The 797-nt window shown below is 48.7% G+C and carries 1 protein-coding gene; it reads left to right on the top strand.

Going from position 1 to position 797, the window contains the following annotated elements:
• The first annotated feature begins 115 nt into the window (after positions 1 to 115).
• Positions 116 to 760, top strand: coding sequence for a hypothetical protein (locus E4U03_RS12570; RefSeq protein WP_135014060.1), 645 nt, complete (start codon positions 116 to 118; stop codon positions 758 to 760).
• Positions 761 to 797 lie beyond the last annotated feature (37 nt).

Genomic DNA, 797 nt, shown 5'->3' with positions numbered 1-797 from the left:
AACCCCTGGGAGCACCTGTTAGAGGGTGAGCCGGTGCAAGAGGCAAAGCCAGAAAGTGCGAATCTTCCTTTTGAAGATGAAGAGGATGACGCTATGAACATGCCTATCAAGTAGCATGAATTTCTTGCTATTGCTTGTTGACAGGAAAAAGACAAACAATATAAATTGTGATTTAAAACATAGGTATACATCACATTTTATGGAGGTTTCAATGACCACCCTAACCCCTACTCGACGAGCTGCTCTTACCATCAGCCTTGCAGGCCTCGCCACGTGCCTAGCCGCAGGAAGCACCACATCAAACGCTTCTGAACCTGGGATACCAGCAGGCTTCAAACGGGGAAAAGTTGTTGATTCTATAGACGGTCACGCAATCTATGAGATTATTGACAGCCAAGGAAATCCACAAGGGTTTGTTTTCTCCGCATCTGACACAAGAACGATTCGCGCAGCGTTCAAAGAGATTGATGCAGAGCTAAAGGCTTCCCCCGCCACACGCAGCACTTCACAGCAGTCCACAGCCCTATGTGCAGCTGCAATTGCTTGGTTTATCGCCCAAACAGTATTCCCAACAGCAAAATTGGCAGTTGCCGCATGGAAGCTAGCAAAAGTGGCTTACAAATTTGGCTCCCACACCGTAGCGAGAGTTTGGCGCGGAGCTAGGGATATGGCAGACCGCACAGCACAGCAAGAGATTATCGACATTGCCAAGGCACTATCGGGCGTAGGAGGACTACAAGCGTGCGGAATCGTTATTTAGGACAGCATCGAACCCAGCGAACTCTCTCTTACATAGC

This window comes from Rothia nasimurium (genome assembly GCF_004569295.1).
Lineage (GTDB): Bacteria > Actinomycetota > Actinomycetes > Actinomycetales > Micrococcaceae > Rothia > Rothia nasimurium_B.
Note: the sequence above shows the minus strand (reverse complement) of the source record. Positions and strands in the feature narration are given on the sequence as shown.